Consider the following 16,047-nt stretch of genomic DNA (forward strand, 5'->3'; position numbering starts at 1 on the left):
TTTCTTTAGAGACTGTATCTGTAAGTCTGCCTTTTGGCATTGGTTCGATGTCGTGGAAAGTTGACACCACACAAAAGAAGGCGGCTTGGTCGCTGTATGTGGAATTGGTGACGCGCATTGCTGTGCAACTATTAGAAGTTGACCAGGGTTTGGTACGAGAAGCGATGAACTCTCTTTATAGTTTATTTGGCACTACCCGCGAAGTTCTCAAAGCTGCCGGGCCTGATGTGGGTGCTTCTCGTGATTCAGTGGGGGGAATTGCGATCGCTGTGTTGAATAATGGGTTAAGACCGTTTTTGGCTAAATGGCATCCGTTGTTGCAAGCGTGGGAAGTTAGGCGACCTGTGGGGGTGAGTCCCAAGGAACATGAGCAGAGTTGGTCTGAAGAAGCGACGGTGCGAAGTGAATTAGACAAGTTGCGTGTGGATTTAGAACAGTATGCCAAGGCGTTGGCGACTATCGCAGGCGTGGGAGAGTGATAAATGGAACAGTTTGATGTGTTTCTGGCTTATAATAGTTTGGATAAGCCGGAAGTTCAAGACATCGCAGCAGCATTAAGAAGGCGTAATTTAGAACCCTGGATAGACGATGAGCAAATTCGACCAGGACGACCATTTCAAGATGAAATCCAACAGGCAATTCCTCTAGTAAAATCTGCTGCTATCTTCTTTGGTGTGCTTGGTTTAGGACGCTGGCAAAGTTGGGAATTGAGATCCTTGATTAATCAGTGTGTAAACAGAGGGATTCCGGTAATTCCTGTTTTGCTTCCTGGTGTTAATCAACTGCCTGACAACTTAATTTTTTTGAATGAATTTAGATGGGTCTGTTTCTCTCAAAGCATTGATGATGGGCGTGCTTTGTCTTTATTGGAATGGGGTATTACTGGGATAAAGCCAGAGTCACAACCTATTATTCATCCTCCAGTATTTGAAAGACCATCAAAACCACCAAAAACAATCCCAGAAGCACCCACTCAGACAGATGACCTATCCTCAGAAAAAGGCATACACTATACCAGACTACGCGACCTACTAGTAGCAAAAAACTGGAAAGAAGCCGATAAAGAAACTTATCTGGTGATGATTCAGGTTGTAGGCAAAAAAGATGGCGACTACTTTTCTAGAGACGAACTTTTAAATTTTCCTTGCATTGACTTACTCACAATTGACCGCTTGTGGGTCAAATACAGTAATGGACACTTTGGCTTTAGCGTCCAGAAAGAAATATACTTGAGCGTAGGCGGTAAAGCTGACGGCAATTATTATGAAGAAATTTGGGAAAAATTTGGTGATCGTGTGGGATGGAAATTTCAAAATATGTGGATATTTGCTGTAATTTATAGTACAAATAAAGCTCCGAAAGGACACCTGCCTTTTGGGGAATTTAAGTTGGTGAAAGGAATTGTATATCTCTTCTTTCGCATCGAGACTTGTAAACTGTAATATTAATTATTTCCCAGAATTTACTCAATATTAAAATTGAATGACGCGTTTCATACATGATCAATTCGCCAAAGACTATCTAGAAGAATTATTAAAAGATTACGGTGAAGTCAAAGCATCGGAAAAAGTCTCAGGAGAGATTAAAGAAATAGATGTTTTATTCACTCCTGCCAAACAACAAAGCTCTAATATACAAATACTGGGTTTGCTAGGAAGATTTGCTGAAAATCCTGCAATAATAGAACCCTTTCGGAATCCAGCTTCTACCGATGAAATCTGCGACTGTATTTTAAAATTATTAGAAATCAAGGCTCTCTTACGACGAGAAGCTAAAGCTAATAAAACCAAACTTCAGGACTCAGAAATTCCCAAATTGTGGGTTCTTACACCTACCATATCTGAAACCAGATTGTCTAGCTTTGTAACTATGCAAAAAGACGGTTGGTTATCAGGAGTACATTTTCTCCCAGATGCCTTACGGACAGCAATTGTAGCAATACACCAACTACCGCAAACACCGGAAACATTATGGTTGAGGCTTTTAGGTAGGGGAAGTGTGCAGTCACAAGCGATTATCGAGTTGCAAGCGTTACCATTAGATCATCCATACCAGAAAGCAACCCTAGAATTAGTTTATAACTTACGCGAAAACTTGAGAGTAAATCAAGAATTAGAAGCAGATGATAGGGAGTTAATTATGCGACTAGAACCACTTTATCAAAGAGACAGAGAACAAGCTGTACAGTCAGGAGAACAACGTCTAGTTTTACGCTTACTCAATCGCCGTATTGGTGAGATTGATAAGTCATTAATTGAGCGAATTCAAGGCTTATCGATTGAACAATTAGAGAATTTAGGAGAAGCATTGCTAGATTTTTCTAGTGTTGCTGATTTAGAAACTTGGTTAAACCAACAATCAATCTAATTTATTATTACTACACTTGGCGACTAGAAGTCGCGGCTATACAGACTTGTGTTGAGCGGAGTCGAAATACAAAACCCACCTGCGTGGGTTAAAAATTCTTGATTTACTCTTAGTCCACGGAGGTGGACTTTGTTTGTGTAGTAGCGAATTCTATTCACCTCCTACTTTTCAAACTTTCAGTATAAAAAAAGTTACTAATAACCGATTACCAGTAAGGCTTTCATTATAAAAGTAAGCTAAACTCTTATAGCCAAGTATTGACTAAAAATATTTCATAATTAAAGATAGAACATCCCAATGGAGAACATAAAAATGCTAGAACAATATCGTAAACACGTTGCTGAAAGAGCAGCACTCGGTATTCCCCCTTTACCATTGGATGCGAAGCAAACCTCAGAATTATGTGAATTACTGAAAAATCCGCCAAAGGGTCAAGAGGAGATATTATTACATTTATTGCGCGATCGCGTTTCTCCTGGTGTCGATCCAGCAGCTTATGTCAAAGCCGGATTCCTCACCGCGATTGCCAAGAAGGAAATCACCAGTCCCTTGGTTTCGCGCATAGAAGCAGTGCAATTGCTGGGCACGATGATAGGTGGTTACAATGTGCAATCTTTAATCGATTTGCTGCAATTTCCCACTGTATCCGTCTCAGACTCATCTGAAACACCTTTAGTAATGGGTGGGCAAGGAAAGGAACCCATCGCCGCTTACGCCGCCAACGCCTTAAGCAAAATCCTCTTGGTGTATGACGCTTACCATGATGTTTTAGAGTTATCTAAAACCAATCCTTTCGCCAAGGTAGTAATTAACTCTTGGGCGGAAGCTGAATGGTTTACCATGCGCCCCACTGTCTCAGAAGCGATTACTGTCACCGTTTTTAAAGTTCCTGGTGAAACCAATACCGACGATTTATCCCCCGCCCAAAGCGCCACAACTCGCCCAGATATCCCCTTACACGCCTTGGTAATGTTAGAGTCACGGCAACCAGGAAGTTTACAAACCATTGCCGAATTGAAGAAAAAAGGGCATCCTGTAGCTTACGTGGGAGATGTAGTTGGTACAGGTTCCTCGCGTAAATCTGCCATCAACTCGGTGTTGTGGCACATGGGAAATGATATACCTTTTGTGCCAAACAAACGCGCTGGGGGTTATGTTTTAGGTGGTGCGATCGCGCCAATCTTCTTTAACACAGCAGAAGATGCCGGTGCTTTGCCTATTCAGTGCGATGTCACCAAACTCGAAACCGGCATGGTAATTACCATCCATCCCTACAAAGGCGAAATTACCAACGAAGCAGGCGAAGTTATTTCCACCTTTGCCCTCAAACCTGATACCATCCTCGATGAAGTCCGCGCAGGTGGACGCATCCCCCTACTTATTGGACGTACCCTTACCGATAAAACTCGTCTTGCACTAGGTTTAGAACACAGTACTGTCTTTACCCGTCCCCAGCAAGCCTTTGATACAGGCAAAGGCTACAGCCTAGCACAGAAAATGGTCGGTAAAGCTTGCGGATTAACTGGTGTGCGTCCCGGCACATCTTGCGAACCCATCATTACTACCGTTGGTTCTCAAGATACCACAGGCCCCATGACCCGCGACGAATTAAAAGAACTCGCTTGTCTTGGTTTCAGCGCAGACTTAGTGATACAAAGTTTCTGCCACACAGCAGCTTATCCCAAACCAGTAGACATCCAAACTCATCACGAACTCCCCGATTTCTTTGCTTCTCGTGGCGGTGTCGCTCTCCGTCCCGGTGATGGTATTATCCACTCTTGGTTAAACCGGATGCTGCTACCCGACACTGTGGGAACTGGCGGCGACTCTCACACCCGCTTCCCCTTGGGTATTTCCTTCCCCGCCGGTTCTGGATTGGTAGCTTTTGCAGCCGCCTTGGGTGTCACGCCTTTAGATATGCCAGAGTCAGTTTTGGTAAGATTCAAAGGAGAATTGCAACCAGGTATTACCCTGCGGGATGTTGTGAATGCCATTCCCTACGTAGCAATTCAAAAAGGTTTGCTGACAGTAGAGAAGCAGAACAAAAAAAATGTCTTCTCCGGGCGAATTCTGGAAATAGAAGGTTTGCCAGATTTAAAAGTTGAACAAGCCTTTGAACTCACCGATGCTAGTGCTGAACGTTCTTGTGCCGGATGCACAATTAAGCTGAGTGCAGAGACAATTTCTGAATATCTGCGTTCTAACGTAGCATTGCTGAAAAATATGATCGCACGGGGCTATCACGATCCGCGTACCATGTTACGCCGTGTAGCAAAGATGGAAGAATGGTTAGCAAATCCTGTGTTATTAGAAGGCGATGCCGATGCGGAGTATGCCGAAATAATTGAAATTGATTTGAACGAAATTAAAGAACCAATTGTTGCTGCTCCCAATGACCCCGATAATGTTAAATTATTATCGGAAGTTGCTAACGATCCAGTGCAAGAAGTATTCGTCGGTTCTTGTATGACAAATATTGGTCATTATCGGGCAACAGCGAAAGTTTTGGAAGGTGCAGGTGAAGTAAAAACTCGCTTGTGGATAGCACCACCAACCCGCATGGATGAACACCAATTAAAAGAAGAAGGTGTATACAGCGTCTTTGGGGCTGCGGGTGCTAGAACAGAAATGCCAGGATGCAGTCTGTGCATGGGTAATCAGGCACGAGTTGCTGATGGCACAACAGTATTTTCTACCTCTACCCGCAACTTCAATAATCGCATGGGTAAAGATGCGCGAGTGTATCTTGGTTCAGCAGAATTAGCCGCAGTTTGTGCGCTGCTAGGGCGGCTGCCAACAGTGCAGGAATACTTGGATATTGTGGCGAGTAGAATTCATCCTTTTGCAGATGATTTGTATCAGTATTTGAACTTCGATCAAATCCTTGGTTTTGAGGATGAAGGGCGCGTGATTGCGTTGGAAGATATGCCGAGGCTTGAGGATATTTTGGGTATGCCAGCTAGTAGTTTGCGTTAATAGATAATTAAAGTAGGGTGGGCGCTGCCCACCTGACACCATCTGGTAGAACTTTAGCAGGTAAATAAAATAAGATTTTATTAAGATTTATTATTAAAAGGTTATGAATTATCTAATAAAAATAGTTGCCTTTTATACTGTGATAGCTAATATCAATTTTTATACCTACAAGTCTAACAAGTTTCCTCTCTTATCGTAAAAATACCTTCAAAAATAAATACTTATGCTAACTAAATGGACTCTTCAGTACTTTAAATCAGTGTGTGCTAAAACCACACTTGACATGGCTCCGCTAACTATATTTACTGGAGCAAACAGTTCGGGGAAAAGTACTATTATTCAAAGTCTTCTCTTAACTGCTCAAACTTTACAAAACCCTGTCTCATCTAGGTCTGTTATATTAAATGGGCATATTTTAAGAATTGGAGCATTCAATGATATTGTCTCAAACAATGATGAATCAAAAAATATTTTCATAGGGTTTGAGCTAACTCCAAATGTAGATGAGCGTGAGAGTTCTATTACAACATCTATGCGTTTTGATATTCCCCGTAGAGTTGAAGCTTTAACATCTATAGATTGCTCTTTTAGCTTTTCAGCAACTGGCTCTGAAAAAGAGAGAGAAATAATACAACTACAACCACGCTTAGAAGAGTCTAGACTTAAAGTAAATTTTAAATTGGTAGGCTCACCTAAAGAAGAAGAAGTTTATATTCGCAGAAGTAAAAAAAGTATAAAACAACGTCTACAAGAATATCAATTATTACAAAAAAGCCTTCACAAAGTAGAGGTTGCATCTTTAGAATATGAAGTTAAGAAGCTAAGTGATTTGACAAAGGCAAGATATCGTCGTTATTATCGTTTTCATGCAATCGGGCAACCAGTAGGGGCATTGCTCAACCACTTCTTACCAGGAAAAATTTCTATTGTTTTCGATTCTGTTGAAGAACAATCAAGACAGTTAGTTGATTTTCTAACTATTCGAGAAGATGAAGATATATGGTTTTATAGAACAAGAGGTATCAGTATAGAAGAGATAAATAGTTTATTAAATGAAAGTGTTCAATTTATTATTATAAATACGCTTAAAGAAGCATCTGAACATATTTATAAGACAGAAAGTTCCAGCAGTAAAAGCTTTATGAACAATATTATAAATCTAGAAAATGACTTTACCATTCAAAACTTATCAAGCTGCTATAAATTACCTACTGCTAAAAAAAGAACATTAGCTCAAAGGCTAGCTGAAAAATATGATAATATCCTCAATGCTGTCAGAGCTAATCGTCCTATAGATAACAGGGTTTCGTATTTTCCTCTACCCGATATTTCGGAACTTGCTGTTGATTATATTCAGGGCTTTTTTACTCGTTTTGTGAAATATTTAGGGCCATTACGAGATGAGCCAAAACCAGTTTATTCTCTTACTGGTACAACTGATTCTAAGGATATAGGTTTTAGAGGTGAACATACAGCTGCTGTTTTGGATGTTAATCGAAATACAAAAGTAGAGTATATACCTAGTAATCAACTAAAATTTGGTAGCAATGAAACTATCACTAAGGCTGATTTTTTACCAATTGCAGTACTAGATTGGTTAAATTATATGGGAGTAGCTAGTGATGTCCAGACATTGGATAAAGGTAAGCTAGGTCATGAACTCAAAGTTGCTACTACAGGTTCTTTATTATTGCATGATCTTACTCATGTTGGAGTAGGTGTGAGTCAAGTTTTACCAATTTTAGTACAATCTTTGTTAGCAGAAAAAGGTTCTACTTTAATTTTTGAGCAACCAGAATTACATTTACATCCTCGTGTTCAAACACGTTTAGCAGACTTTTTTATATCAATGACAATGCTGAAAAAGCAATGTATTGTAGAAACCCATAGTGAATATTTAATAAATAGACTTCGCTATCAGGCTGCTGCTTCAGAAGGGGAAGAGATATCTAAAAACGTTCTTATATATTTTGTAGAAAAACAGAGTGGTGAATCTAAATATAGACCTGTAAAACTTAATAAATTTGGTGTACTTGAAGACTGGCCAAAAGGTTTCTTTGATGAAAATGAAGAAAATGCCAGAGCTATTATAAAAGCTGCTATGGAAAAAAGAAAAAACGAGTCAAGTAAACAGTAATAAACCTATATATCAAAATATAAAATATGTATAAAATATACGTAGATCCGTATTTACTTGTTTATCCTCAAGCAAATTCGGGAATTGATGAATTTGAAAACTATATTCATAGCCTAATTTCATGGGGCGAGGAAATAAAAAAAATAAAGGAAGCTAATTTAGCTACATTATATTTGTCTGCAAAAACTCCTGAAATATTAGCTAATATTAATGGATATCCAGAAAGAAATGAGTTAGAAAAATTAATTGTAGATTTAAATTTACAAAATGAAATAGATCCTCATGATATATTAATTTTAATTGAAAGCTTCTTAAAACTTCCTTTTGTTGAAGACAGACTTAATATAAATGCAATATTAATCGATAATATACAGTGTGACCCTGTTTTTTACCTTGATGGAAGAAATGAGATTTTTGTACAAATTTATTATGAATTAACAGTTTTAATATTTTTGTTATGCAAAATCGAAAATTTATCCAATAAACATCAAATCATAGTTACCCGCTATATACAGGCAGAAAATACACAGATTTTAATAGAATGTGAAATAGTAGATTGTGAATTTTGTAATAATTCATGCCATGTAAACATTCCGTATGATGTTAGTATTTCTTTGCAATCCTTTGTCAATCCGAATAGTTTACATAATTATTTTGATGCTTTAGATATTTGGATTAATGCTAATCAGTGTGAAGAAGTTTATAAAAAAGCTATTACTATTTTTGTTACGCAGACAAATAAGCAATTAGAAAAGCCAAAACCTATCAATGAAATTACTTATTGGTTATTTGGTAGCCGTTTATTAAAAAGCTTAAAAGATTTAGGTTTTCTAGATGAACATATAAAAACTAAAATGTTACTTCGTACTTGTGCTGAAATAATTTTAAAACAAAATATGGGTGATACTCATTGGTTGAGAACAGGTAAAGGTGCAAATAATCCTCAGAAAAAGCGTAAAAAGGATGGAACCAAAGCTTGGAGAAGAGATATTGATCACGAATATCATTTACATTATTGGGAAACAGAGCGTGGTATAGAATTCGCTTCAGTTGTAATTCATAATGATATGAAAATTCCTGAATAGCTTTACAGTTTTGCGAAAGAGTGCTGGTTACTAGGTTGCTTTATGCTTAGAAAATAGACTGATAGGACTAGGGATAAATCAAGAAGCAGCAATCAAGTAACTTAATGAAGCGATCGCATCTTTTTTGGAAGTCTATAAAATAGAATCTGATATTTACTGTACTTCAGTAAGTACAGAAGAATTACATGAGTTTTTGACAGTGGAAAACACTAAATTCATCTGATAAATCCATACTTTGAATCAAGCTAATCGCCTTTAACTACACATTATACATTGAATTGAATGTATATTCTGAAACACAGCTATTCCTGGTAATCAAAGATAAATACTTGCTTTCCTCACAAGTTCCTCAAATTGTTTTGCTATATATAAATATGGGGCGAAAACCTTTAAGAATATTTAAAATTCAAAAATCGCTAAACATAGTTGAGGAATTAGTCATTTTTGACAATCCAGCATTTGGAAATCTGAAACAGTAAAGACCAATTACCAATGAAATAGGAGGTCTATTATGATGTTTAAAAAGATTTTAGTTGCATTAGATCGCTCGGAAATAGGGCAACAGGTTTTTCAAGAAGCATTGAGTTTAGCAAAGTTAACACAAGCTAGCTTAATGTTAGTCCATGTCCTATCTCCAGAAGAAGAGGGTAGTCCTTATGTACCTATGATGTCTAATTTTGACTACTATCCAGGATTGAGTAGTCAAAGCTTTGAGTTATACCAAAAGCAGTGGGATAACTTTAAAAATTTGGGAATCCAGATGTTGCAATCTTTCTGTGCCCAAGCTAATACAGCAGGTGTAAATACAGAATTTACACAAAATGTTGGTAATCCTGGCAGGATTATTTGTGACTTAGCCCATAGTTCTGGCACTGACCTAATTGTTATGGGGCGGCGGGGTCATTCTGGGCTGATGGAACTATTTCTTGGTAGTGTGAGTAACTACGTTCTTCACCATGCTCCTTGTTCGGTTCATGTTGTGCATCTTTCAGCTGCTGTTAAAAAAGATGAAGTTGTCAAAGAAACTACAAGTACTTTAAGCGTTAACTAACTACTACTTTGTCAAACTAGTTTTGAGGGTTTGTAGTAAGGACTTTAGTATTTAGAAAAGAAAGACTAAAGTCCTTACTAGTAACTTGCTTACCATCAATTTAAACTTGACAGACTACTAATATTGCATAAATCATAGCCAGCCAAATTCTGAATTTGGTTTATTTTCAACTACCCAATTACCTCAATTAATGGCCTCTATAGAGTTAAATCGCTACAGACTATCCTTAACTGCACGGTATTAGGCTAAAATTGAGCGTAGGCGTAGCCCGTCGTAGACATTGCTTTTTCAGTGAAGAAGAAAAAGTCCTCTACCCAAAATTAGAGTTGAGAGCAAAAAGTGGATCTATGAAAGAAGATACCATTGAGATCGCTGGTTTTCATGCTCATGTTTACTTCGATGCTGCGAGTCGGGATGTCGCTGCGCGTGTACGTGAAGGATTGGGCGCTAGATTTGAAGTGCAACTCGGACGCTGGTTTGACAAGCCTATTGGGCCCCACCCAAAAGGGATGTATCAAGTTGCTTTCTTACCGAATCAGTTTGATAAAGTCGTTCCTTGGTTAATGCTTAATCGTGAGGGATTAGATATTCTTGTCCACCCTGAGACAGGCGATGCTGTCTCAGACCACGCGGTTTATTCTCTCTGGTTAGGAGAACAGTTAGATTTGAATATTGAGTTTCTTCGACAACTTAGTTCGACTTCATCCAATTAAGGGAAGTAGCGCACTTTGTTGGGTAAAAGTTATGGGCTAATACCGTTTTTTTGTGAAGCTGCATATATTTACCCCCCGGCTGTCGCCGTCCCCCCTTGCCAAGGGGGGACTACAGGGGGTTTTGTTATGTGCATCTTCATAGAGAATTGGTATAAGGCGTGAAACTTGATGATGAGGACTAAAGTCCCGACTACAAACTTCTGATGTTAATTTTCATATAATTCAACTACGGGTAAACCTTTTTTGGGAATACTGCTGAGAAAGCGTTCTCGAATTGAATCTAATTTATAACTACAAATTAAACTTAGTATGCCAATTAAAACTGGTGTGATGACTATGTTTATAGGTAGATTAATTACGATTAGTAACAATGCTAAAATCGTCAATCCTAGCGTCAAAGTTTGACAAAAACTTTTGACTTTATCTATCATAACTAGAGATTGTCGACAACTAGGGCAATGCTTTGTATGTCTGTGCCAGATATCGTATAATTGCTCATCACTTAATTCTTGAAAAGGTGCTTCTGCTACTCCCTGCAATGCAGGTTTACCACCGGCAAATTCATCTAACCATTTCCGAAAAGTAACAATGCCAATATCAGCTACTGAAGGCATAAAATATGACTTTTGCCAAGTTTTATTCACCACAGATTCGTTAACAGCTTGAGAGTGCATCATTGATAAATCTTGGTTACTCAACTTATAGCTAGATGAATGTTTTAACCCAGTTTGCAAATATTTTGGCAGAAGCTCAAACCAAAAATTCCCTTTTTGTGGAAGGCTATCAGCAATAAATTTACCAATTTGTTTACAATAACCTGACTTGGTAGGCACAAAATACAACTGGAATAAAGCAGATTTACCGTTAGAATATTTATAGCTTGTTGTATTAGAACAAGGTGGAGTGAACTTCCTAGTCGCATCCATATCTTTGTTAAAAATATTGTAACCAGAATGTTCTAACGTAAAACCATCTTCAGCAGATATTTCTCCAAATACTTCAAAATTTTGTATAGGTATTGCTCTTTCTGGAGAAAATCCAGCAATTCCTTTATGCAAAAATTGAGCGTGAGAAGGATCAAAACTACTTTCAACCGAGACAGTGTAACCAACAGGAACTTCTGACATAAACCAATCGGTCAACGAGCTATCAAGTTGAGATTCTGGCATCAGGGCAGGTTGCTTGGAAGTACTATCTTTAAAGGCAGTAGGACTATTATCTGCCCAGATCCACAGTAATCCTTGTAGTACTTGAGTTGGGTATGTTGTTACTTGCGATCGCTCACTATTACAAGCAGCTTTTAAAGCCTTTTCGTCACTCAACATCGGAATATTTGTACATTTTCCTGCCCCATCGAAACACCAACCATGATGGCGACACATTAGGTTTCCATTTTCATTAATACTTCCTAAAGATAACTGCGCCAATTTATGGGGGCAACTATCATCCATTGCTACCCACTTTTGATGTTTGTCTCTCCAGATTACCAGCTTTTTTCCAAGCAAAGTCATAGGGGTCGGATAAGAGGGTTCCAGGTAGCTGACGGGAGTTATTGGATACCACTGTTTAGTCCAAGAGAAGCTAGTTATCATCAAATTAACTAATGTATTTAACTTTTTTAATTAGGTTTGCGTCGCCTACCCGCAACACCATACTGATACTAAAAGGGATTAGCCTCTGTCACCACTTCTGGCAGTGGAATAAACTCTGTTTCTTCTGACACGTTAGCAAAGCGGCAATCTTGCCAATCGGCTTTTGCTTGCTCTATCCGCTCTGGTCGGCTAGAAACAAAATTCCACCATTTGTAGCGTGTACCCAATGGTTCACCACCAATAACAATACACCGAGCAGGAGCAGCAGCAGAAACCCTGATTTCATCTGCTGGTTCTACGATGGCAAGGCGATATGGTTCTAGCGGTTGCTCATTAATGCTCAAACCTTCTGTGACGCTGTATACTGCCCTCTCTGAATAACCAGTGGGGATAGTAAACTGAGCATTGGCAGACAGTATTACATCTAAATAGAGAATAGGTGAGAAAACTTTGACTGGTGAGGTGTACCCAAGTGCAACTCCTGCAATGAGTTTGATGATAGCGCCATTTTCTTCCCAGGTAGGAAGGGTTTGGGCAGGATAGTGAGTGAAGCTTGGATCGATTTCTTCGTATTCTACAGGCAAGGCGACCCAGGTTTGAATGCCATGAATGGTAGTTTCTTTTTGACGATCGCTGTCTGGCGATCGCTCCGAATGTACAATCCCTTTTCCCGCCGTCATCCAGTTTACAGCACCCTGTTGAATTTCCTGCACAGTACCTAAACTATCGCGGTGCATCAAAGCACCATCAAATAGGTAAGTTACGGTGGCAAGATTGATATGAGGATGTGGTCGGACATCGATACCTTTGTTGGGTGGCAAAACAGACGGCCCAACATGATCAAAGAAGATAAACGGCCCAACCATTTGACGATGAAGATATGGCAAACTGCGGCGGGCAACAAACCCACCCAAATCTTTAACTTCAGGTTCAATCAGTTGAAGTATTGCCATAAGTGATGGGGGGTGATTGGTAAATGCTGGAATCATTATAAGTAGATCCACCAGAAAAAAGCTAACCTTTATGAGTTATTTGTTTGTGCGATCGCTTCTGGCGGGCGCTTCGTGCCATCGCTCCCTTGCAAATCGCGATCGCGACAAGTACCGCCATCCCGCCGAAACTCTAAAATTCTTTGGTTTACGCCCCAACATGACCGTGGTTGAATTATGGACAGGGAGTGGGTGGTATACCGAGATATTAGCCCCATTTCTAGCATCAAAGGGACAACTCATAGTTACTAACTCTGCCACTAGCAGTAAACCCACCTTGGCTTTTCAACAGAAGCTAGCAGTTAATCCAGAGGTTTTTGGTAAGGTCAAAAGGATAGGGAACGCGTCGTTACTATTGGAGAGAGCGATCGCATGACCCTAAAGTTTGTCAAACCCAAAGCCCCGTAAAGAAGGGAAAAGGCAGTATTCCAACTGAGCCTACTGCTTCAGACAAAGGCGATCGCACTGAGACTGCATTCAAGCGCACATATAGCGTTTTGTAAGGAAGCTTCTCGTAGAGAAAAGAGAAAAAATCGAAGCTGCCATGAAATAACAATTCAACTTAATAGTACCCTTGAGGGTACTATTAAATACATTTTTTAGTTGATATCGTAGCTTTGAAGTACAGCGATGAAGGCAATCTTTTCTCTAACTAGCATTAAAAATTACAGGTTCAACAAAATAACCAGTTTCAAGTGTAATTACAGCCACAAATCTTGTGAATAAGTGGCTCTAGCTTTTATTCCAGGTACAAATTATCTTTATCAGCTTCATAACTCAATATTTGTGCTTTGAATATATGAAGCTATGTGAATACATTACTTATGTCAATAATTTATCCCCTAACACATTTAAGTCTTGCATTGATCGAATGGGTGTTAATAGGCTGGGCAATTCGTCTGTGGCAGCAATCAACCAGCTTTGCAATGATGGTCTTGCCTATAGTGCTATTGAGCATTAGCTATGACAATCTCATTCTTTCAATAGGAAGTTTTATTGGTGCAGGAGAGCTTTTGAAAACTCTCAGTATGCTGCGCTTTCTATTACATTATTTAGTTGTACCGCTATTCATTGTGATTGGTGTTGAACTCGCTCACCGCGCCGGAGCTAGTTGGGCCAATGGAGTAATGCGGGTTTTATCTGCGATCGTTGCATTGGGACTTGCAACGATAGATATTGCCACTCATTATATAGGACTGGAACTAGTTCCAATAGAGTTTGCGGGAATTCTACGCTATCATGTTGCCAACTTAAGTGGCCCGCCAATTATCACAATTGTAGTTAATATATTTGTCCTACTAATTGGCATTGGTATTTGGTTCCGACTGAAATTGCCTTGGTTATTTTTGGGAACGTTGATTTCCTTTTTTGGTAATGCTTTGCCCTCAGATATAGTAGGTACACTTGCTGGTAGTGCATCTGAATTTGTCATGGCTATAGGTTTACTGTTAACTGAGGAGTTTTCCCAAAAAACGAAACAAAAAATTATAAGGGAAAGTCTGTTGATAAACAGGTAAATTATGAAAAAAGTAATTATTATCCGTGGTGGAATTGGCAGTGCTACAACTGCGCTTGCCCTGAGTCGTGCTGGTCTTGAGCCTGTTGTATTTAATGAGGTTAATTGTGTAAATATTCTTTACATTTAATTTGATTTCATTCATTGACTCTTAATGCAGCTCGCTACAATAAAATATAGTTTTTCTCTCTGAAATCTGAAAGAAATCTAAGGTTTTATATGATTATGCGCCTTCCCATAATTGCTATCACCTTTCTGGTTGCCAGTCTTACTACAGGTACAATTTTGAGTGTTGCTGCTCCAGCTTCAGCTCAGGAAATAATAACTTGTTCAAGCCAGAATAATCGAAGGAATACTTGTTCGATAAATACAAGAGGCAGAGTGAGGCTTGTCAGGCAATTTTCTAACGCCAGTTGTAGAGGAAATTGGGGCTATGGAAGAAATCGTATTTGGGTGAAAAATGGTTGTCGAGCTGAGTTTTCAGTTGGCGGTCGTAGAAACGGCAGATATGACATAAACGACAGATATGACAGAGATAGCAGATATGACAGAGATGGCAGATAGTCAAATGGGTATCTCATCAACATATAGGACTCATATTTGATTGCGTGAAAAAACTCCGTACAACTCAAAAAGCCTTCTTTCTTATTGCCTATTGCCTTCCCACGCAAGTAAATATGGCTACGCTCCCGTGAGGGATACAAAAATCAAATCCAGACTTTTTCTCCATAAAAAAGCCCAGCATCTTTTAACTGGGCTTTTAGATATCTCAATCAATTATTGAAGGTAGAGTAGTTTCATCAAAATCAATTAAGCAGTAGTTTGCTCTAGATTAACCTTGACAACTTTGTTCTTTTCTCGCTCGGACTTGGGCAGTGTCAAATTCAAAATACCGTTTTTATAATCTGCGGTGACATTAGTGTTTTGAACCCGAGCAGATAGAGGAATTACACGTTGGAATTTACCATAGTAGAATTCACTCTTGGTAGTGCCATTGTTTTGGATTTGGGTTTCAGACTTGCGTTCACCGCTAATGTGAACAGCGTCTTCTGTAACTTGAATATCTAGGTCTTTAGCTTCCAGCCCTGGCAGTTCTAGCTTCAGATAAATTGCATCATCAGTTTCTTGTAGTTCAGCAGCCGGAACTTTTACAGAGCCTTTTTCAAACTGTGTAGATGGGACTCTAGTATCTCCCAATAGGCCGTTGATGTAACTTTCTAAAGTGTTGAAATCTTGTGCAGAGTTGTAACGAAATAACATATTAATTTATCCCTTGTATCAGTAGTAGTTTTTGGCTCAATCAACTTTGGATTTAAATCTTTGCCTTGATGTTTACCATATTATTAATAAATAACAAGTTTGTAAATTCGGTTATTATCACCAAATCATGGATGATTCCCACACCAGGTTAGCTAGTAAAAAATATATTACGGTTTACTCGCATTTCTCGGTTCGGTAAACCGAACAATAATTGTTAATACAAATAATAGCTGTTAAAGGGGATTTGCTTTAACACTATAGCTTTACTTTTTTCTACCCAAACGGTTATCCCAGGGCTACCAGTTTTCTTTATTGAACGGACTGCGCTACTTCAAAACTAAGTTCAATTTCAATTCTTGGC

Annotated in this window: 15 protein-coding genes; 12 read left to right on the forward strand and 3 right to left on the reverse strand. The window is 38.9% G+C overall.

The genetic code is table 11. The annotated features are described in order from the left end of the window. Positions 1–47: 47 nt before the first annotated feature. From NPUN_RS09710 to NPUN_RS09745, 8 genes are all read left to right on the forward strand, one after another. Positions 48–479: a hypothetical protein gene (locus NPUN_RS09710; protein WP_012408586.1), complete on the forward strand. Its 432-nt coding sequence runs from the start codon at positions 48–50 to the stop codon at positions 477–479. Positions 480–482: 3 nt separating this feature from the next. After that, complete coding sequence (locus tag NPUN_RS09715; RefSeq protein ID WP_012408587.1) at positions 483–1,442, forward strand: GUN4 domain-containing protein; 960 nt, start codon at positions 483–485, stop codon at positions 1,440–1,442. A 40-nt stretch (positions 1,443–1,482) separates the two neighbouring features. Next, entirely contained in the window at positions 1,483–2,367 is an 885-nt protein-coding gene (locus NPUN_RS09720) for a DUF4351 domain-containing protein (protein WP_012408588.1), read from the forward strand. Positions 2,368–2,679: 312 nt separating this feature from the next. Further along, positions 2,680–5,343, forward strand: coding sequence for a bifunctional aconitate hydratase 2/2-methylisocitrate dehydratase (gene acnB, locus NPUN_RS09725; protein ID WP_012408589.1), 2,664 nt, complete (start codon positions 2,680–2,682; stop codon positions 5,341–5,343). A 283-nt stretch (positions 5,344–5,626) separates the two neighbouring features. Continuing rightward, positions 5,627–7,480: a DUF3696 domain-containing protein gene (locus NPUN_RS09730; protein WP_052304569.1), complete on the forward strand. Its 1,854-nt coding sequence runs from the start codon at positions 5,627–5,629 to the stop codon at positions 7,478–7,480. A 26-nt stretch (positions 7,481–7,506) separates the two neighbouring features. Next, on the forward strand, positions 7,507–8,565 hold the full coding sequence (locus NPUN_RS09735; RefSeq protein WP_012408591.1) for a hypothetical protein: 1,059 nt from the start codon (positions 7,507–7,509) through the stop codon (positions 8,563–8,565). A gap of 514 nt (positions 8,566–9,079) precedes the next feature. After that, a complete protein-coding gene (locus tag NPUN_RS09740) occupies positions 9,080–9,616 on the forward strand; it encodes a universal stress protein (RefSeq protein ID WP_041566031.1) in 537 nt (178 codons plus the stop codon). 347 nt (positions 9,617–9,963) lie between these two features. Then, positions 9,964–10,329 carry a DOPA 4,5-dioxygenase family protein gene (locus NPUN_RS09745; RefSeq protein WP_012408593.1) on the forward strand — a complete coding sequence of 122 codons (366 nt, stop codon included), beginning with the start codon at positions 9,964–9,966 and terminating at the stop codon, positions 10,327–10,329. Between the two features lie 206 nt (positions 10,330–10,535). Here the strand turns inward: NPUN_RS09745 and NPUN_RS09750 are convergent, their stop codons facing one another. Beyond that, entirely contained in the window at positions 10,536–11,921 is a 1,386-nt protein-coding gene (locus NPUN_RS09750; protein WP_012408594.1) for an aromatic ring-hydroxylating dioxygenase subunit alpha, read from the reverse strand. Positions 11,922–11,989: 68 nt separating this feature from the next. Beyond that, complete coding sequence (locus tag NPUN_RS09755) at positions 11,990–12,874, reverse strand: pirin family protein (protein WP_041566032.1); 885 nt, start codon at positions 12,872–12,874, stop codon at positions 11,990–11,992. 70 nt (positions 12,875–12,944) lie between these two features. On the opposite strand from NPUN_RS09755, the gene NPUN_RS42705 reads away from it, so the two are divergent. The 4 genes from NPUN_RS42705 (at position 12,945) to NPUN_RS44695 (ending at position 14,990) form a co-directional block, all read left to right on the forward strand. After that, positions 12,945–13,286: a methyltransferase gene (locus NPUN_RS42705; RefSeq protein WP_012408596.1), complete on the forward strand. Its 342-nt coding sequence runs from the start codon at positions 12,945–12,947 to the stop codon at positions 13,284–13,286. Positions 13,287–13,734: 448 nt separating this feature from the next. Next, a complete protein-coding gene (locus tag NPUN_RS09765; RefSeq protein WP_012408597.1) occupies positions 13,735–14,427 on the forward strand; it encodes a hypothetical protein in 693 nt (230 codons plus the stop codon). A gap of 3 nt (positions 14,428–14,430) precedes the next feature. After that, on the forward strand, positions 14,431–14,556 hold the full coding sequence (locus tag NPUN_RS44055; protein ID WP_272913959.1) for a hypothetical protein: 126 nt from the start codon (positions 14,431–14,433) through the stop codon (positions 14,554–14,556). Positions 14,557–14,651: 95 nt separating this feature from the next. Further along, the gene (locus NPUN_RS44695) at positions 14,652–14,990 is read left to right on the forward strand and encodes a DUF3011 domain-containing protein (RefSeq protein ID WP_086000620.1); all 339 of its coding nucleotides are present in this window, start codon (positions 14,652–14,654) and stop codon (positions 14,988–14,990) included. A gap of 246 nt (positions 14,991–15,236) precedes the next feature. On the opposite strand, the gene NPUN_RS09770 is transcribed toward NPUN_RS44695, so the two are convergent. Beyond that, positions 15,237–15,686: an Hsp20/alpha crystallin family protein gene (locus NPUN_RS09770; RefSeq protein WP_012408598.1), complete on the reverse strand. Its 450-nt coding sequence runs from the start codon at positions 15,684–15,686 to the stop codon at positions 15,237–15,239. Between the last annotated feature and the right edge of the window lie 361 nt (positions 15,687–16,047).

This window comes from Nostoc punctiforme PCC 73102, from assembly GCF_000020025.1.
Taxonomy (GTDB): Bacteria; Cyanobacteriota; Cyanobacteriia; order Cyanobacteriales; family Nostocaceae; genus Nostoc; species Nostoc punctiforme.

What these genes read in the sequence shown, in the direction of transcription:
- NPUN_RS09765 (WP_012408597.1), top strand. Translation starts at nt 13,735, where the DNA reads ATGTCAATAATTTATCCCCTAACACATTTAAGTCTTGCATTGATCGAA.
- NPUN_RS44055 (WP_272913959.1), top strand. Translation starts at nt 14,431, where the DNA reads ATGAAAAAAGTAATTATTATCCGTGGTGGAATTGGCAGTGCTACAACT.
- NPUN_RS09735 (WP_012408591.1), top strand. Translation starts at nt 7,507, where the DNA reads ATGTATAAAATATACGTAGATCCGTATTTACTTGTTTATCCTCAAGCA.
- NPUN_RS09745 (WP_012408593.1), top strand. Translation starts at nt 9,964, where the DNA reads ATGAAAGAAGATACCATTGAGATCGCTGGTTTTCATGCTCATGTTTAC.
- NPUN_RS09750 (WP_012408594.1), bottom strand. Translation starts at nt 11,921, where the DNA reads ATGATAACTAGCTTCTCTTGGACTAAACAGTGGTATCCAATAACTCCC.
- NPUN_RS09710 (WP_012408586.1), top strand. Translation starts at nt 48, where the DNA reads ATGTCGTGGAAAGTTGACACCACACAAAAGAAGGCGGCTTGGTCGCTG.
- NPUN_RS09715 (WP_012408587.1), top strand. Translation starts at nt 483, where the DNA reads ATGGAACAGTTTGATGTGTTTCTGGCTTATAATAGTTTGGATAAGCCG.
- NPUN_RS09770 (WP_012408598.1), bottom strand. Translation starts at nt 15,686, where the DNA reads ATGTTATTTCGTTACAACTCTGCACAAGATTTCAACACTTTAGAAAGT.
- NPUN_RS09755 (WP_041566032.1), bottom strand. Translation starts at nt 12,874, where the DNA reads ATGGCAATACTTCAACTGATTGAACCTGAAGTTAAAGATTTGGGTGGG.
- NPUN_RS42705 (WP_012408596.1), top strand. Translation starts at nt 12,945, where the DNA reads ATGAGTTATTTGTTTGTGCGATCGCTTCTGGCGGGCGCTTCGTGCCAT.
- NPUN_RS44695 (WP_086000620.1), top strand. Translation starts at nt 14,652, where the DNA reads ATGCGCCTTCCCATAATTGCTATCACCTTTCTGGTTGCCAGTCTTACT.
- acnB (WP_012408589.1), top strand. Translation starts at nt 2,680, where the DNA reads ATGCTAGAACAATATCGTAAACACGTTGCTGAAAGAGCAGCACTCGGT.
- NPUN_RS09720 (WP_012408588.1), top strand. Translation starts at nt 1,483, where the DNA reads ATGACGCGTTTCATACATGATCAATTCGCCAAAGACTATCTAGAAGAA.
- NPUN_RS09730 (WP_052304569.1), top strand. Translation starts at nt 5,627, where the DNA reads ATGGCTCCGCTAACTATATTTACTGGAGCAAACAGTTCGGGGAAAAGT.
- NPUN_RS09740 (WP_041566031.1), top strand. Translation starts at nt 9,080, where the DNA reads ATGTTTAAAAAGATTTTAGTTGCATTAGATCGCTCGGAAATAGGGCAA.